Source organism: Methanobacterium sp. (assembly GCA_016222945.1).
Classification (GTDB): domain Archaea; phylum Methanobacteriota; class Methanobacteria; order Methanobacteriales; family Methanobacteriaceae; genus Methanobacterium_D.
In genome coordinates, this window is the sequence record JACRPY010000002.1 from 22,062 (window position 1) to 38,167 (window position 16,106).

Here is a 16,106-nt window from a genome sequence, read left to right on the forward strand (position 1 = left end):
ATATTTTCAGTTAAATTAAGCTGTATTACATGTGAAATCCAGTTCATCTCCAATTTCTGTATTCGATTCTTTAATTGTGCCTTTTTTCATTTCTATAACATATTTTGCCGGTTTTTTAGGCGTATATGTTTTCCAGGGATCAATTGAAACTGTATCCACTACCTTTTTATCGTTATCTGCAAAAATAATATCCAGTGGAAATCTCACGAAAAACATGTGAATAGCTGAACCACTTCTGCTTCTATCACTTGGAAGTTTTAATATAAGTCCACGATGAAGTTCTTTTTGAAACATTGTGCCTCTTAATCTTGAAAAAAATGTGTCAGCAACTTCACTTTCCCCAAGATTTGTATTTTTAGTTTTATTTATTACTATCATTTCCATATTAACGTCCCCATCTATTTTATTAAGTTATATAATGTTTATTAAGAGTTATAACCTTTCATTATCGTTAAATTTTGATCTTCTTAACTTATTGTATTTTATCATATATAATATGTAAGAATAAAATATAATATGTAAGAATAAATTTAAATATCTTAAAAAATAAGAAGAAATGGGATCATAAGTTTAATTTAAGTTACGTTTTATGACTTATTCATATTCAAAAAGGGAGGCGGACTATGAGAAAAAATATTTTTGTTGAAAAGCTCATTCAAAAACCAATTGAAGAAAAAGAAGTGGAAGTAGTGGAAAGGAAAGGTATTGGCCATCCAGACAGTATCAGTGATGGGATAGCCGAGTCTGTAAGCAGAGCTTTATGTAATGCATACATTGAAAGATTTGGGGAAATAATGCATCATAACACTGATGAAGTCCAGATTACTGCAGGAGAATCCGCTCCAGAATTTGGTGGCGGAGAAATAATGAAACCAATGGATATTCTCCTAACAGGCCGAGGGATTTCCGAGATCCATGAAGAAGTAGGTGGGAAAATTGAAATAAAAAAGATGGGTCTGGATAGAATAGCAATAACTGCTGCTAAGGACTATTTAAAGGAAAATATCATAAATCTTGATGTTGAAACTTCCACTGTTGTGGAATGTAAGATAGGACATGGTTCTGGTGATTTAACTGACGTATTTAGAAGAAAGGGCGGAGCACCTTCATCTAACGATACTTCATTTGGAGTAGGTTATGCTCCATTTTCAGAAACAGAAAACATAGTTTTAGCTGCAGAAAACCTATTAAATTCAAAAGATTTTAAAAAGAAATATCCTGCAGTGGGTGAAGACATTAAAGTTATGGGACTTAGAGATGATAACCATATAACTCTTACTGTAGCTTCTGCAATGGTATCTAAATATGTTGACGGACGTGACACCTATATAAACGTTAAAGAAGAGCTTAAAGAAATAATAACCAAATTAGCAGAAGACCATACAGAAAGAAGTGTAGAAGTACATATTAACACTGCAGATAACCACTCCTGTGAAAGCGAAGAAGGTTACTACCTCACTGTAACTGGAACATCAGCAGAAATGGGTGATGACGGTTCTGTTGGGCGTGGAAACCGTGCTAATGGATTAATAACACCTAATAGGCCAATGTCTATGGAAGCCACCTCTGGTAAGAATCCAATAAACCACGTTGGTAAAATATACAACCTTTTATCAAACAAAATAGCTGAAGATATCGCTGAAAATGTTGAAGGCGTAAAAGAAGTTCAAATAATGCTTTTAAGTCAAATAGGAAAACCAGTAGACAATCCTAAAGCTGCAAGTGCTCAGGTCATACTTGAAAACGGTTACCAAATGGACACTATCAATAAACAAGTGGAAAAAGTAGTTGAATCATGGCTGGATGACATAACAGGCATTACAGATATGCTGGTTAAAGGCAAAATAAGGACATTCTAATCCATTAAATGTCCTCTAAATTCTATTTTTAATTTTTTTTATTTGCTTGATTTCATTTAATTAATATGACCCTTACTTTATAAAATATTCTCATGATGCATGGCCTTAATTAATAAAAAATCAATTCTTACAAACAGTTTTTTAAAAAAAGTTATTTGACGCCCCTTTACTATGAGAGTTCAAACAAGAGGGTGACAAATGGGCGTCGAACGAATATTAGATTATTATCAAATTAAAAATAGTAGGTGTTGCATCCCCTCGGAGGCGATACTATCATTAAAAAAAGCAAGTATCGTTGTAATCGGGGATGCATTATATCCTTGTATTAAAGATACTTATATTTTTTTCTATTTTGCCAATGATATCAACTAAAAATTTAAAATATTTTTTATGCATTAACTTTTAAATATCTGCGAACCAGATATAATTCAAGGATAAATTTTAATGAAATATGTAAGAATCCATAAAAATAATCATTAAAACCGTTGATTCTTACATCCCAATTACAAATATCAAAATAATAAGGAGAATGTGCATGCCAATAAAAGAGGCTCAAAAATCATACGATACAAAGCTAATCGAGGAGAACATCCAAAAGTTCTGGAATGATAACGATATATACAATAAAACAAAGAAATTAAGGGAAGATATGCCTAATTATTCCTTTTTAGACGGACCTCCTTACTGTAGTGGAAGAATACATCTGGGAACCGCATGGAATAAAATAATAAAGGATACATTTCTACGTTTTAAAAGTATGTCTGGATTTAATTTACGTAGACAGGCTGGATGGGACACTCATGGACTGCCAATAGAACATAAAGTGGAAGGGCTGCTTGAACTTAAAAGTAAAAAAGAGATTGAAAGCAAAATAGGAATTGCTAACTTTGTTGAGAAATGTAAGGAATTTGCAATAGAAAATAAGGCATTAATGACTGAACAGTTCAAATTATTAGGGGTTTGGATGGATTGGGATAACCCTTATGTTACTTTTGAAACTAAATACATGGAATCTTGCTGGTGGACTCTTAAAAAGGCCCATGAAAAGGATCTTCTTATAAATGACCTTAGAGTTATAACATGGTGTCCTCGATGCGAAACAGCACTTGCAATGGCAGAAATAGATTATGAAAACAAAGAAGACCCTTCAATCTATGTTAAATTCCCATTAAATAATTCAAAAGATGGAAATGAGTTTATTCTTGTTTGGACAACCACTCCCTGGACTCTTCCCGCAAACCTGGCAGTGTGTATTCATCCTGATTTTGATTATGCTTACGTAAATGTTAAAGATGAAGTTTATATAATGGCAGAAGCTCTTGTTGAATCTCTATTTGAAGGTCAAGATTACAATGTAATTAAAGTTGTTAAAGGTTCCGATTTGGAAGGAATGGAATATCAAAACCCTCTTGTAGAGGAAATACCTATCCATAATAAGTTTAAACATGTTATATTGCCTGGAGAACATGTAACTTTAACTGAAGGTACTGGTTGTGTTCATACTGCACCTGGACATGGTCCAGACGACTTTGAAATAGGTAAAAAATATGGTTTACCCATATTTTGTCCAGTAGATGATGCAGGAATATTTAAAGATGAAGCAGGTAAATATGAAGGTGAATTTGTTAAAGATGCTGATCCTCATATTATATCTGATTTAGATGTGCACGGCTTTCTCCTTAAGGAAGATGTGATTAATCACCGATACGGGTTCTGTTGGAGGTGTAAAACTCCAATTATATACCTTGCAACACAGCAATGGTTCCTTAAAATAACTCAAATCAAAGATAAGATGCTCAGTGAGTTAGATAAAGTTGAATGGGTGCCTTCATGGGCTGGTGAAAGCCGATTCCGTAACTGGATTGAAAATGCACGAGACTGGACCATATCACGGCAGAGATACTGGGGAATTCCAATTCCAATATGGAAATGTGAAGATTGCGGGGAAATAAATGTTTTAGGCTCTATCGAAGAATTAAAAGAACGTGCAGTTAAAGGAAAATTAGAGGGAGACTTCATACACCGCCCTTACGTTGATGAAATTACCATTAAATGTGAATGCGGAGGTGCCATGAACCGGGTTCCTGACGTTTTAGACGTTTGGATCGATTCAGGAGTGGCAGGATGGGCAGCATTACATTATCCGCAGGAAAAGGAAATGTTTGAAGAATGGTTCCCCTACGATTTCATAACCGAAGGACATGATCAAACTAGAGGATGGTTTTATTCTCAATTAGGGTGTGGTGTGATTTCATTTGACCAAACACCATATAAAAAAGTGTTAATGCATGGTTTTACCCTTGATGAAGACGGTAGAAAGATGAGTAAATCTTTGGGAAATGTTGTTGAACCAGATGAAGTCATAGCACAATACGGGGCTGATATACTACGTTTCTATCTTTTATGGGGAAATAAGCCATGGGAAGACCTTAAATTCACATGGGATGAGATTAAAAATGTTAATAAAATGTTTAACATATTATGGAATGTTTATGTTTTCTCAACTACTTATATGACCATAGACAATTTCAACCCCACATTATACACCGAAAACGATATTAAATTAAGAGATGAAGACAGATGGATTATTTCACGTGTTAATTCACTTGCAAAAGAAGTAACAGATGCTCTAGATTCCCTACATCTCCATAAGGCTACAAGAGCTATAAATAATTTCATATTAGAAGATTTAAGCCGATGGTATATACGACTTATTCGGGGACGTACATGGGTCGAAAAAGAAGATCCTGATAAATTAGGGGCTTATTACACACTTTACAATGTTTTAAAGCTTTTAATCAAAGTTATGGCTCCGATAAATCCACATATTAGCGAAGAAATCTATCAAAATCTGGTAAAAGGAGTGGAAGAAGATGCTCCAGAAAGTGTGCATATGGAGGATTGGGAGTTCAAAGAAAGCCTTATTGACACTGATTTAGAAGAAAATATGGATATTGTTAGAGATATTATCGAAGCATGTGCAAGAGGAAGAGATGTTGCAAGATACAAGCTTAGATGGCCTGTAAAAGAGATTGTTGTGGTTTCAGAGGATGAAAATGTTTTAAAAGCTGTTGAATCCCTTAAAGCTGTTATAATGGAGCAGGCTAATACCAAAGACATCATTGCAACTGATGAATTTGAAAACCTCAAAATCATTGCCAAACCTAATCTAAAAACTTTAGGTCCAAAACTTAGGGGAGATGCCCCCAAAGTAATGCAAAAACTTGATGAAGCTGATGGTGCACAGATAAAAGAAGAATTAAATGCTAAAGGAGTTTATTCAGTTCTTGTCGATACTAAAACTATAGAACTTGGCGAAGAAGACATTTTATTTGAAACAGAACTTCCAGAAAATCTTGTAAGTGCAGATTTCAATATGGGAAATGTATTTTTAAATACAGAAGTTACAGATGAAATATTATCTGAAGCAATGTCTCGAGAACTTATAAGAAGAATTCAAGACATGCGAAAAGACCTTGATCTCGATGTAGAGGCTAATATTCATGTATTTATTGAATGTGATCATGGTTTTGAAGAATTAATTGATCCCTTCTTTGATTTCATCTCCCATGAAGTACGTGCCGAAAAAATGGCCTTCAAACACGAAGAAGGGGATTATACCAAAGAATGGAAAATAGAGGATGAAAATCTTAAAATAACCATCAAAAAGACATGATAATTATTTAAACATATTATTGCAGCGTGATAAAATGACCTTAACAAATTCTGAATGTGAATATGTAAAAAAAGAGCTTGGAAGGAAACCAAATTCATTAGAACTGGGCATGTTAGACATAATGTTTTCAGAACATTGTTCTTATAAAAGCAGCCGCCCCATATTAAGATTATTTCCAACAGAAGGGGAACGCGTCATAATTGGCCCTGGAGACGACGCAGGAATCGTTGAACTTACAGATGAACTTGCACTTGTAATTGGAATGGAAAGCCACAACCACCCTTCAGCTATCGAGCCGTATGGAGGGGCAGGTACAGGTATTGGTGGAATAATACGTGATATTATTTCTATGGGCGCTATGCCCATTGCATTGCTGGATTCATTAAGATTTGGGCCTCTTAAAGATCAAAGATCACGTTATATTTTTGAATATGTGGTAAAAGGAATATCAGACTACGGAAATAGAGTAGGAATTCCAACAGTTGGTGGAGAGGTAGAATTTGATGAAAACTTCAAATTCAACCCCCTTGTAAATGTTGTATGTGCCGGACTTGTCAAAAAAGGAGATATTGTAAGGGGAATTGCACCTAATGTAGGTGATATCTTTGTTCTTATGGGGGGAAGGACAGGAAGAGACGGTATTCATGGTGTGACCTTCGCATCTGAAGAGCTTACATCTAAATCTGAACTTGAAGATAGACCTGCAGTCCAGGTAGGAGATCCTTTTACAAAAAAAATGGTTTTAGAAGCTTCACTTGAAGCTTTAGATAAAATTGATGTAGTTGGACTTAAAGACCTTGGTGGTGGCGGTTTAACTTGTTGTGTTTCTGAAATGGCAGGTAAATGTGGAAATGGAGCTGAAGTAGAACTTACAAAAATTCCACTTAGAGAAGAAGAAATGACTGCATATGAAATAATGCTTTCTGAGTCTCAAGAAAGAATGGTTTTTGTTGTAAAACCTGAAGATGTGGATTCACTAATGAAAATATTTGAAAAATACGAATTACCTGCCGCAGCAATTGGTAAAGTTACAGATACTCAAAACATGGTCATTACAAAAAAAGGAGAGATTATAGCAGATATTCCAACTGATCTCCTTGCAGATCCGCCAGTTATCGAAAGAGAATCATGCAATCCATCACTAGAAAGCTGTGGAGGAGATGAAACTGATGAATATCTGGAATTAGATGAAATTAATCTTGAAGAAGCTTTCCATAAAATTCTATCTTCACCAAATATTGCCAGTAAAAAATGGGTTTATAGACAGTATGATCATGAAGTACAGATAAGAACTGCAGTTAAACCTGGAGATGATGCAGCAGTTCTAAGAATTGATGATAAAAAGGCCATTGCACTTACATCAGACTGTAACAGTCTATTTACAAAGCTTGACCCTTACCATGGTGGAGCAGGGGCCGTTGCTGAAGCTATAAGAAATGTTGTGTCAATGGGTGCTGAACCAGTTTGTATTGTGGATTGTTTGAATTTTGGGAATCCTGAAAAGCCCCATGTATTCTGGCAGTTTAAAGAGTGTATAAAAGGGATGTCTGATGTTGCAAATAAGTTTAATACTCCTGTAATAAGTGGAAATGTGAGTTTTTACAATGAAACTGAGGGAGTAACTGTAAATCCTTCACCTGTAGTTGGTGTTGCAGGTTTAATGGATATTGAAAATATTAAAACCATGAATTTCAAAAATGAAGGAGATAAAATCATTTTAGTTGGAAAAACATACTCTGAGCTTGATGGTTCCGAGTATCATAAATCTGTACATGGTGTTGTTCAGGGTAATCCTCCTAAAGTAAATATTGAGTCTGAATTTGAGTCTGCAAGTGATGTTTTAAAATTAATCAATGAAGACAAAGATAATGCTATAACAGCGATTCATGATATTTCATCTGGAGGATTGGGAATTGCAATTGCAGAAATGGCAATTTCCGGAGGCATAGGGGCTGATTTAGATATTTCTAAAGTTCCAGTTGATGATAAGAACATGAGTGATACTCAAGTACTTTTTTCAGAATCAAATGCACGATTTGTGATTACTGTTAAACCTGAACATGCCAATGAGTTATTAAGTAAAATTAATGCTCCTGCATCTATTATTGGTGAAGTTAAAGGTGATGATTTAATCATAAATAAAGATTCAGTGATTATTAGTGTTGATAATCTTAAAGAATCATATCATGGCGTTATTGAGAAATTTATGGCTTAAATTTAGAATAATTGCTAATTAAAAAATGTATGGCCTGATGTTATGAAAAAAGAATATTCAAGGCAGTTAATACATGCATCAGGCGTTTTCATCATTTTTTTAGGAATGGTTCTTGATCCCGTTATAGTAATTCTTATATGCATTTCCATTGTTCTTTTTGTAGAAGCTATCTTTAGAATAGATAAAACTAGAAAAATACCGTTATTTTCCCCTATTTTAAGGATATCTAAACGTGAAGATGATGAAAGAGGATTTGTATATTTTTTTGTAGGGATTATAATAACAATTTATTTATTTAAATTTAATATTGCCATTGCCAATGCTGCCATTATTATTCTTCTATTTGGAGATTCTGCATCCACTATTTTTGGAAAAATGTTTGGTAAAACTCATTTACCATTCAATGAAAGAAAAACCTATGTTGGAACTCTCGCATTTTTTGTAGTCGGCTTTGTAGGAGCCTTAACTCAACTTCCATTACTTCCCGCATTATTTGGAGCCCTATGTGGTGCAATAACAGAAGCATATAGTCCTATAGATGACAATATTCCTATCCCCATAGTTTCTGGATTTGCAATGAGTCTGGTAATTTACTTTATGTAGCTACAAGCTACTGCAAAGTGTATTAAATTATATTAAGTTTAATTTAATAGAATTAAGTTCATTTAAAACCTAAGTTTCTATTTTTTCTAAAAATATTAATGCATGTTTCAGTTTATCTTCATATTCCCCTGGTTCTGTAGCGTTTAAATCTATTTTTCCATTCTCTTCCCACAGAGATTCTGGTTTACACCAGCCCCATTCTAATACCATAAATGGAATTCCAGAGAGCCCTAATGGATCTAAAATCCTAGTATCATAGTCTCCTGTATCCTCATCATAAGAATCTTCTTCCTCATCGTCAACTGAATCTTCTTCGTCTTCATCCAGTGTAATAACCCATCCCAGTGATTTAGATAAGTTATAAGAAAGTTTGTAGCTTTCATTATTTGGTGCGTAGTAAAAATACCATTTTGGCCCGCCCTTATAAGGAGGTTTTCCCTTGTAAGGATATCCTTCCATTGCACTGTGAATATCAAAAACAGCGTCATATTTTCCTGTTTTTATCATGGGGACAATAAATGCAGCTGTAGATTTTTCACCGGTTTCTCTACCTTCATCATACAGCTTTCCCTCTTCAAGAGGAACCTGAACCCAGTAAATATCAATTTCTCCTTTAAAAGTAGGAGAAGAAGTAAATTGATATATTGCATCGTAAAATGCTTTATGGGCCTCCCATTCGTAAGGATGAACTCCTAAAATAAATGCAACTTTCTTACCCTGATTTTTACTTATGAATTTGTAAATATCTACATCAGTATTTCCATAAACGTCCACATGATTGGATTTTTGGAGTGTTAAATGATTTTCTGGAGGATTATTTGGTTCATTAGTGATTTGAGTGTATTGTACAACTGCAATTGATGCAGCTAAAAATAGAAATATCAATATTATTCCAATTAATTTATTCCTAATCATCAATATAAACTATATTATCAAGATCATATTTAAATTATATGAACCACTAATCCCAATTAAATTAGTGGAAATACCCATATAATGTTAAATAGTTAACTAATTAATTTAACACTTAATTAATAAAAATACACTAATTAACGAAAAGTTTGTTTAAAATTTAATTATAATTTATACTTATGGAGCAGATAGATTGCATTTAAAACCTTTGAACATAATCGGAATTCTCATGATGCTTTTTGCAGCTTTCCTATTGGCTACGCATTATTTAGATCAGATCATTTTAAGCATTACTTACCCCTTTTTAGAAGGATCATCTAAAGGTAAATCTGTGCTTCTTTTCGGTTTAATGGGCAGCATGCTCCTTTTTTATCCATTATTCAAACAAAAAGGAACTATTGCAAATAAGATATCATCAATAAACCCTAAATTCAGCTTTGATGGCCATAAATATCTTAAATTCACTATTATAATCATATTATTTACCTATTTGTTTGGAATATTACTTGAATTCTGGGTTCGGTTCAAATTTGGCGTTTCTCCATTTACCATGTTCATATCCTTTAATCCTGAAGCCAGTACCACCAGTATAACCCATAGCCATATATTTAAATCAATTTTAGGATATTTAATTCAAGTTTTAGGAATACATGTTCCTTCAGGAGTGAATACTGGACTTTCCATAGCCCAATATATTCCCATAATTGCGTTTGCCATTTTTATTATGTTCCCCTTGGTTTATTTAACTGGATTAATTGCTTTAAGCCAAAAAAGAGATTTTCATAAAGTGATAATTGCATTCTCATTAACTGTTTCTTTAATTGGAATGCTTGATGGTGGACTGTTCTCAACACCAGCATTACTTGGTTTGTTTGGTCTTTTACTGGTGTATTTCGTTAAAAACCCGTTATCAGTGAAAGGTGTCATAGCACCGTGGATTATAATAATTTTATTTATTATACTAAGGTTTTCTATTGGAATAGTTGGAACTAACACGGATTTCCATGAAATAACAGTTATAAATCCTTCAGATAACATAGATATTAATGGTTACACTGTTTTAAGTCTTGAAAAGATTGATAACAAAATGATAATCAAAGTACCTGGAAATATACATGATAAATTGCTATTATCCAGTTTAACTGATGATTTAAAGGGCAAATGTGATGGATTTTTCCTTTCATGGAATGCGTATGTATGGATCTAAATTCCTTGAAATCTGCCCTTTTTTGAAAATTAAACTAAATACATATTTTTACTGTTTAATGTACCTTTCACTGATATTTTTCCCTATTTTAACCATACGCTGATTAAACTCTATGAACTTATTGTAAATTTCATCTTGACGCTCCAAAACCAGTTTAATAAGTTGGAAATCTGTGGAAATCCTCATATCCTTAAAAAATATTGATCCAGTATCCATTATAATTAAGATATCTCCATTAGCTACTTGCAATTTATAAGAATGGTTTGCAATAATCTCTATTGCATCTCCCTCTTCTGTAAACTTATTTATTGTTTGTGAAATCTTCTTTAGTTCAGCATATATTTGATTTTCTATCTCTAAACGTTCTTCACGTAACTTCTTTAAATCCACAGACATCAAATCACCGATTATGAGTATGTACTTTTAGTATTTATTTTTTTTAGCTTCTTATAAAAAGAATATTTTGTTTAAAAACTTATATGGTATTTAAAAAATGTTTATACCCTCTATTTAAAGTCTAATTGCTCTTTCATGGCGGAAATAATTTACAGTAAGCCCAAATATTAAAATTGATATTAGAACTGTTGGAATTAAAAATAGCAATGTTTCTAATGATATATTTGGTGTTGAGGACAATTTAACCATTAAAACCGTTGGAATGACATCTAAAATACCTCCAAAATACTGGATCTTTATAAAAAGAGGGATAAAAAGAAGGAATGTTGCAAACATTAATGCCAGAGTTATGGCTGAATTTGCCTCTTTAGTGCTGTCAACAATCATGGATATCAAAATTCCAATACCAATAAACCCTAAACCAACAAAAAAGAGGATAAAAATTAGAATAAATGAATTGAAGATTGGAACTCCCAGTATATCCAGTAAAATAATCCATGCAATGCTTTGAATCATAGAAAACGAAAGTATTGGCAAAATTTTCCCGATTATAACCATAGAACTTGGAAGAGGAGTCATAAGAATCATTTCAAACGTTTTTCGCTCTTTTTCACCAACTATGCTGTCAGTTACAATGTTACTGGCAAGGAAGAATGGAAGAAGAAGTACAAAGGGTACAATAAATCCATACATTATCTCCACAAAATAGGAGTTATTTACAGTTAATCTAGGTTGATTATTTTCATTGACCTTAATTTCATTTAAAATCACTGGATTTTGAATTTTTTGGATTTGATCAGGATTTAACCCTGCTGATTGAAGTTTTTTTTCCAGCCTAAACTTATTTACAGCAGCATTTATTTTTTGTGAGACTATAGGATAAAATGCATTGGAAGTATCTGATTGGAATACAATATCTTCATTGGGAGGGGGTGAAACCTGAATTACAGCAACTAATTCCGATCCAAGCAATGCATTTGCATCTTTAATATCATTAAAATAGATCAAGTTTAAATTTTGAGCTTTTAAATCAGTTACAATATTTGAATTAGTTAAATCTTCTGAAATCCCTACTTTAAGGGATGATGTAGCTCCATACTTATCAAGAAGTGTTGGATCAGTGATAACAGAGCTTGCTATCCCCAAACCAAATGCCCCAATGATTATGAATATCTGTACAAATACCACCATAATGTAAATTTTGTTGGTTAATATATCTTGGGCTTCTTTTTTTGCAAGTGCAAGTACTTTCATGTTATCTCCTGTAAACTACGTGTGATTAAAAACATGTTTTCTATGCATTCGATCTATTTCCTAAATGGTTAATCCATTAATTATTATGCTAAAATTTTTCCTTAAATTTATAATAATTTATAATTTCTAAATTTTTATACCTATCAACTTAAGAGTAAATTTTATAATACCTGGTCTTGGTCCAAATGTAATATCGTCCCTTTTAAAGAGTTTTATTGAAATCCAGTATGAAATCAAGCTTATAACAACTATAGAAACTATTGATACCATATAATCAGTAATAGGAATGTTTTCACCTGAAAATATGCGCATTACAAGAGTCATTGGAGATATATTGGAACCAGCAGTATTCTTTGAGAGGAATGCTAGGGCAGGGACTATAAGAAATCCCACAATTATAATATAAATGAAGCTCAGTCCAATTCCTGCTTCCTTGTAATTCTTTGAATATGAAGCCACAATGCTTGTTACACCAATTATAGGGATAGCAGTTAAAACTATTATCACATAAACTGAAATAGGGTTTTTAATGTCAAATCCTGCTCCTAAAAGTATAATCATCCATAAAGCTACTTGTAGCGCTATGGTTAAGACTACAGCAAAATTTTTTCCAATAATAATTTCAGCATGGCTTAAAGGCATTGCTACTAATATTTCTCCTGTTTTTCGCTCTTTTTCACCAACAATACTGTCAATAACCATATTTCCAAAAAGGAAAAGTGGAAGGAATAGCAATATTACCACCATCATTCTTTTGATGAGTTTTAGAGGTAAAGATTCTCCTGTTTTTTCTTCTTTAACTGTAGATTCAACTGTATTTTTAGGAACTACAGAATCAATCCATTGATTCGAAATTGCTGATGAAATTGCTTTAACTGTGGAATTAACCTCTTCTGAGACCACGCTACGTTTTGGATCCGCATAGTCTAAAAAAAGATTGATATTAATGGCCTGATATTTATCAATTCCCGTGGGACTTTCAGGCACAATAAGAGCTGCTGTGACTTTACCATTAATTAAATTACTCATTGATTCATTATAACTCAATAATCTTACATCTAAAACTTCATGATTCAATTGTTTGGCAAATACTCCGCTGTTATCTGACACATCAATTGTAGCAAATCCTGTAAGAGAAGGAGATAATGTAACGCCTTTTTCAGACTCTATATTGGCCATAAAGAGGTTAAAGAACATTATCATTAAAACTAAGACTGAAATCTGCAGGAAAAATATCATTAAAAATTTCCTGCTTTTCAGAGTATTTTTAAACTCCCATTTGGTTATGGTCCAAAATCTCATATTAACACCAGTAAATAACTGTTATAACATTTTATTTTACGGTATGAATAAATACATCCTCTAATGATGGTTCTTTAGTGTTTACATACTTCACATTATGGCCAATAATGCCAATTATGTCAGATATTTCTTCTTTAGAATTTAAAGATATAGAAAGGTTTTCACCCTTTAAATCAACATTTCCTACAGAATCAAAGGCATTGATTTTATCAATATTAATATCTGAATTCTTAATTTTTATTTGGAGAATGGTTTTCCCATGAATTTTTGCTTTTAAGTATTCAGGAGTTCCTATATCCATTATTTTACCTGTACTTAAAATGGCTACCCGATCACAAAGCATATCTGCTTCATCCATATAATGTGTGCATAAAATTATGGTTTTTTCGCCTTTAAGGCCTTCAATAAACTTTCTAATTGAAATAGAGGTAGCTGGATCAAGTCCCATTGTAGGTTCATCGAAAATTATGATTTCTGGATCATGAACCAAAGCTCTTGCTATCCCTATCCTCTGGCGTAAACCCTTGGAAAATGTGTTTATTCTGTGTTCTGCACGGTCTGTCATCCCTACAAGCTCAAGAAGTTCATCAACTCTGTCATTAAGCCTTTCTTTTGGAACTCCATATAATTCTCCAAAATATCTGAGGAGATCACGTGCCTTAAATCGTTCATACAGGTTTGGTTCCTCTGGGAGGTAACCAATCATTGATTTAACCTCAATGGGATCCTTTAAGATATTATAATCTCCAACAAAAACATTTCCTTCATCAGGCTTTAAAATACCACATATTATTCGTATTGCAGTGGTTTTACCGGCCCCATTTGGACCTATAAGTCCCATAAGCTCTCCTTTTTTAATATCCAGGTTAAGATTGTCTAAAGCCTGTATTTTACCGAAATATTTAGTAAGAGAGCTTATATGTATCATATTTTCAGAAATTTTTGAGTCATGCATGCTCATCTTTCAAGTCTCCATAGTTATATACTCTTTTTAAATGTAAATATTTTCACATGAACTTGAAAACTACTAATTAACCATTTTTGATTTACCCATAACCACAAATAATAAAATACATCCCCAAAAATTTAATCATTTTAGAACATATCAATAAACAATTTTAATTAATCTTTGATGTGATAGAAATGGCAGGGACAAATGAATATAAAAAAGCTGTTTTTGGCGCCGGATGCTTTTGGGGAGTGGAAGAAACATTTAGAACTACAAAAGGAGTAATATCTACTGCAGTAGGATACATGGGAGGGCATAAAGAAAATCCAACTTATGAAGACGTTTGTTCTGGAAAAACAGGTCATGCTGAAACTGTTAAGATTATTTACGACCCTTCAGTAATTAACTACAAAGAACTATTAGATATTTTTTGGAAAATCCATAATCCAACCACCCTTAACCGGCAAGGGCCAGATATAGGTGAGCAGTACCGATCTATTGTTTTTTATTATGATAAAGAGCAAGAAAATATAGCAAGAGAATCAAAGGATAGATTACAGCAATCATCATTGTATAGCCAAGATATTGTAACTGAAATAGTTCCTGCATCTGATTTTAAGTTTTACATGGCTGAGGATTACCATCAACAATATCTTAAAAAAAGTGGTCATAAAAGCTGTAAATTCTAAATAAACACTTAAAAAGTAGGTTTTTTCTATAATATATGCTTTTAACGTTGCATACATCTGATTTAAGATCTTTTTTGAAAAATATATCTATAGATCTTGTGAATTAGCAAATTAATAATAAGAATTTACAATTAGTGACATACATTGCAAGTGTATAAATCACTTAAATTCAATGAAGTTAATTACATAATTACTCCTATAAATCCTTAATTTTAAATTAAAACTATTATAAACAGGAACTTATTAGTTTATGTTCCAATCAGCATTAAATAAAATTTTTAAAAGTTATATACATTATTAAAATAAATATAAGGAGAAATATCTAAACCATATGGATATGTAGAACCAAATTTTTTATAATTTTAATCCAATCAGATTATATTTATTATTTGAGATCACCATTCCCTGTTCTATCACTCTTTGCTGAATTTCAAGCGTCAATCATCCCTTTATCCAAATTTACAGCCATATAGTCACTAAAATATCTCTTTTATTACAGTTTTTATGATTGTGATCATTATTGTGTAAAATAATTGCTTTTATATCTTTTAGAATGTACTTTATTATCCAACTCTAAATATCGATTATATTCTTCCAATATTCTTATTTTATTTTTTAACTCATTAATAGTAGATTTTAAATCATTATTTTTAGTTGCAATGGCATCACAATCATTGATATGATCAGATAGATTATTAAAATCCTTTTCTCTCATAATTATAATCATATCTTGATTTTGAAATATGTTTTCTTCATCGATGATTATTTGATATCTTTCTTTACTGTATCTCCTGATTTTACCGCTTTTGAGCTTTCTTTTATATGATTCCTGCTGATAAATCACTGATCCTTTAACATATTCCATTTCTACACCTAAATCTATTTTATTTCATAGAAAATTGTGGATAAAAAGATTATATTGATTTTTTTCGTTCTTTGAAGTTTCTTCTAGGACATGTAACAGTTTATGATAGTTATCGTCTCCTAATGCAAGCGAGAGTTTGTAAATGGAGTAGTTTTAACCAAATGTAAAATATTGTGAAG

At 32.4% G+C, this 16,106-nt stretch carries 14 protein-coding genes; 7 read left to right on the forward strand and 7 right to left on the reverse strand.

Features of this window, described 5'->3' with window-relative positions; all coding sequences use genetic code 11:
- Positions 1-15: 15 nt before the first annotated feature.
- Positions 16-384, reverse strand: coding sequence for a DUF192 domain-containing protein (locus HZC47_00135; GenBank protein ID MBI5679297.1), 369 nt, complete (start codon positions 382-384; stop codon positions 16-18).
- A 239-nt stretch (positions 385-623) separates the two neighbouring features.
- Between HZC47_00135 and HZC47_00140 the strand changes: the two genes are divergently transcribed.
- The 5 genes from HZC47_00140 (at position 624) to HZC47_00160 (ending at position 8,353) form a co-directional block, all read left to right on the forward strand.
- Positions 624-1,859, forward strand: coding sequence for a methionine adenosyltransferase (locus HZC47_00140; GenBank protein MBI5679298.1), 1,236 nt, complete (start codon positions 624-626; stop codon positions 1,857-1,859).
- Positions 1,860-2,057: 198 nt separating this feature from the next.
- Entirely contained in the window at positions 2,058-2,231 is a 174-nt protein-coding gene (locus tag HZC47_00145) for a hypothetical protein (protein ID MBI5679299.1), read from the forward strand.
- Positions 2,232-2,394: 163 nt separating this feature from the next.
- A complete protein-coding gene (locus HZC47_00150; protein MBI5679300.1) occupies positions 2,395-5,535 on the forward strand; it encodes an isoleucine--tRNA ligase in 3,141 nt (1,046 codons plus the stop codon).
- A gap of 34 nt (positions 5,536-5,569) precedes the next feature.
- Positions 5,570-7,750: a phosphoribosylformylglycinamidine synthase subunit PurL gene (gene purL / locus HZC47_00155; protein ID MBI5679301.1), complete on the forward strand. Its 2,181-nt coding sequence runs from the start codon at positions 5,570-5,572 to the stop codon at positions 7,748-7,750.
- Positions 7,751-7,792: 42 nt separating this feature from the next.
- Complete coding sequence (locus HZC47_00160; GenBank protein MBI5679302.1) at positions 7,793-8,353, forward strand: phosphatidate cytidylyltransferase; 561 nt, start codon at positions 7,793-7,795, stop codon at positions 8,351-8,353.
- A gap of 69 nt (positions 8,354-8,422) precedes the next feature.
- Here the strand turns inward: HZC47_00160 and HZC47_00165 are convergent, their stop codons facing one another.
- Positions 8,423-9,268: a hypothetical protein gene (locus HZC47_00165; protein MBI5679303.1), complete on the reverse strand. Its 846-nt coding sequence runs from the start codon at positions 9,266-9,268 to the stop codon at positions 8,423-8,425.
- Positions 9,269-9,458: 190 nt separating this feature from the next.
- Here HZC47_00165 and HZC47_00170 point away from each other — a divergent pair, with 190 nt between their 5' ends.
- Positions 9,459-10,472: a hypothetical protein gene (locus HZC47_00170; GenBank protein ID MBI5679304.1), complete on the forward strand. Its 1,014-nt coding sequence runs from the start codon at positions 9,459-9,461 to the stop codon at positions 10,470-10,472.
- Positions 10,473-10,520: 48 nt separating this feature from the next.
- Here HZC47_00170 and HZC47_00175 read toward each other — a convergent pair whose 3' ends face one another.
- From HZC47_00175 to HZC47_00190, 4 genes are all read right to left on the reverse strand, one after another.
- On the reverse strand, positions 10,521-10,868 hold the full coding sequence (locus HZC47_00175; GenBank protein ID MBI5679305.1) for a hypothetical protein: 348 nt from the start codon (positions 10,866-10,868) through the stop codon (positions 10,521-10,523).
- A 114-nt stretch (positions 10,869-10,982) separates the two neighbouring features.
- Positions 10,983-12,122, reverse strand: coding sequence for an ABC transporter permease (locus HZC47_00180; GenBank protein ID MBI5679306.1), 1,140 nt, complete (start codon positions 12,120-12,122; stop codon positions 10,983-10,985).
- Between the two features lie 126 nt (positions 12,123-12,248).
- Positions 12,249-13,424 carry an ABC transporter permease gene (locus HZC47_00185; GenBank protein MBI5679307.1) on the reverse strand — a complete coding sequence of 392 codons (1,176 nt, stop codon included), beginning with the start codon at positions 13,422-13,424 and terminating at the stop codon, positions 12,249-12,251.
- A 31-nt stretch (positions 13,425-13,455) separates the two neighbouring features.
- Positions 13,456-14,352 (reverse strand): ABC transporter ATP-binding protein, encoded by an 897-nt coding sequence (locus tag HZC47_00190; protein ID MBI5679308.1) that lies wholly within the window; start codon positions 14,350-14,352, stop codon positions 13,456-13,458.
- 215 nt (positions 14,353-14,567) lie between these two features.
- On the opposite strand from HZC47_00190, the gene msrA reads away from it, so the two are divergent.
- On the forward strand, positions 14,568-15,062 hold the full coding sequence (gene msrA, locus HZC47_00195) for a peptide-methionine (S)-S-oxide reductase MsrA (GenBank protein ID MBI5679309.1): 495 nt from the start codon (positions 14,568-14,570) through the stop codon (positions 15,060-15,062).
- A gap of 517 nt (positions 15,063-15,579) precedes the next feature.
- On the opposite strand, the gene HZC47_00200 is transcribed toward msrA, so the two are convergent.
- Positions 15,580-15,927 (reverse strand): hypothetical protein, encoded by a 348-nt coding sequence (locus HZC47_00200; GenBank protein MBI5679310.1) that lies wholly within the window; start codon positions 15,925-15,927, stop codon positions 15,580-15,582.
- Between the last annotated feature and the right edge of the window lie 179 nt (positions 15,928-16,106).

Coding starts and splice junctions, on each gene's coding strand:
- HZC47_00150 (MBI5679300.1), top strand. CDS start 2,395: ATGCCAATAAAAGAGGCTCAAAAATCATACGATACAAAGCTAATCGAG.
- HZC47_00180 (MBI5679306.1), bottom strand. CDS start 12,122: ATGAAAGTACTTGCACTTGCAAAAAAAGAAGCCCAAGATATATTAACC.
- HZC47_00140 (MBI5679298.1), top strand. CDS start 624: ATGAGAAAAAATATTTTTGTTGAAAAGCTCATTCAAAAACCAATTGAA.
- HZC47_00200 (MBI5679310.1), bottom strand. CDS start 15,927: ATGGAATATGTTAAAGGATCAGTGATTTATCAGCAGGAATCATATAAA.
- HZC47_00160 (MBI5679302.1), top strand. CDS start 7,793: ATGAAAAAAGAATATTCAAGGCAGTTAATACATGCATCAGGCGTTTTC.
- purL (MBI5679301.1), top strand. CDS start 5,570: ATGACCTTAACAAATTCTGAATGTGAATATGTAAAAAAAGAGCTTGGA.
- HZC47_00175 (MBI5679305.1), bottom strand. CDS start 10,868: ATGTCTGTGGATTTAAAGAAGTTACGTGAAGAACGTTTAGAGATAGAA.
- HZC47_00165 (MBI5679303.1), bottom strand. CDS start 9,268: ATGATTAGGAATAAATTAATTGGAATAATATTGATATTTCTATTTTTA.
- msrA (MBI5679309.1), top strand. CDS start 14,568: ATGGCAGGGACAAATGAATATAAAAAAGCTGTTTTTGGCGCCGGATGC.
- HZC47_00185 (MBI5679307.1), bottom strand. CDS start 13,424: ATGAGATTTTGGACCATAACCAAATGGGAGTTTAAAAATACTCTGAAA.
- HZC47_00145 (MBI5679299.1), top strand. CDS start 2,058: ATGGGCGTCGAACGAATATTAGATTATTATCAAATTAAAAATAGTAGG.
- HZC47_00190 (MBI5679308.1), bottom strand. CDS start 14,352: ATGATACATATAAGCTCTCTTACTAAATATTTCGGTAAAATACAGGCT.
- HZC47_00135 (MBI5679297.1), bottom strand. CDS start 384: ATGGAAATGATAGTAATAAATAAAACTAAAAATACAAATCTTGGGGAA.